Genomic DNA, 899 nt, shown 5'->3' on the forward strand with positions numbered 1-899 from the left:
TTCTTGTCAAGAGGGCAAGGGTGAGCGGCCCACGGCTGGTTGTCGTGGGCCGCTCGTTTTGTGTTCGTTCGGGGTCCTGTTCCGGGGTGGCTGGCGCGTCTTGATCGACGGCGCTGTCAGACTGATATGCGCGGGTTGGTTACCGCAGGACGAGGTGTTCGGCTGGAGGGGTGCCGCTGGTCTAGCAATGTCGGGCGTCACCGGTTGGTCGCCGGTTGTCCATAGGTGTATCGCGGGTCTCCTCCACGCTGCCGAGCCATCGAGCCCAGGCCGGGAACGGCACACATCTACTCATCCGTCCATGGCTGTTCCTGTTGGATTGCTGCGGCGAGGGACCAGCACCAGCCGGCCAGTTCCCTCGCGACGGCGACGTTGGCGATGACCCGGCGTTTGTGTCGGGCTTCGAACTGGTCCCACTTGCGGTGCAAACGGTGATTGCCTTGGTGGCCGCGGGCCCGGGAAGCTTCGTCGGCCGCGTTCCAGCGGGAACGCATGTCGCGGCTGACGTTGTTGTAGGGCCGACGGTGGTGCCAGGCGGCCTCGACCAGCAGGCGGCGGGCGTGGGTGTTGCCGGTTTTGGTGATCCCGCCCTGGGACCGGGAAGCACCGGAGGAATGCTCGGAAGGGACCAGGCCCAGATACGAGCCGATAGTGCTGCCGCTGAAGCGGGTCCAGTCATCGATCTCCACTGTCAGACCGAAAGCCGTCAGCACCGAGATTCCTCTCAAACACATCAGCGCCCGGACCACCGGGGCGTAGCGGTCAGTGAGGGCCAGGGCGGTGATCTTCGCGTCCAAACGGTTCCTGCGGTCCAGTGTCAGTTCCGCCGCTTCAAGGCTGGACTCGTAGGCGGCCTGCAGCGCAGGGTTATCGAAGTGTTGCCGGTGCAGCCAGGTGTG

At 65.1% G+C, this 899-nt stretch carries 1 protein-coding gene; it reads right to left on the reverse strand.

What is annotated here, in order from left to right; all coding sequences use genetic code 11:
* Nucleotides 1-287: 287 nt before the first annotated feature.
* Nucleotides 288-899, reverse strand: a 612-nt coding sequence (locus ACU18_RS18700; RefSeq protein WP_157407858.1) for a transposase, incomplete at its 5' end; no start/stop codon positions are given.

Source organism: Arthrobacter sp. ZBG10 (assembly GCF_001238605.1).
GTDB lineage: Bacteria > Actinomycetota > Actinomycetes > Actinomycetales > Micrococcaceae > Arthrobacter.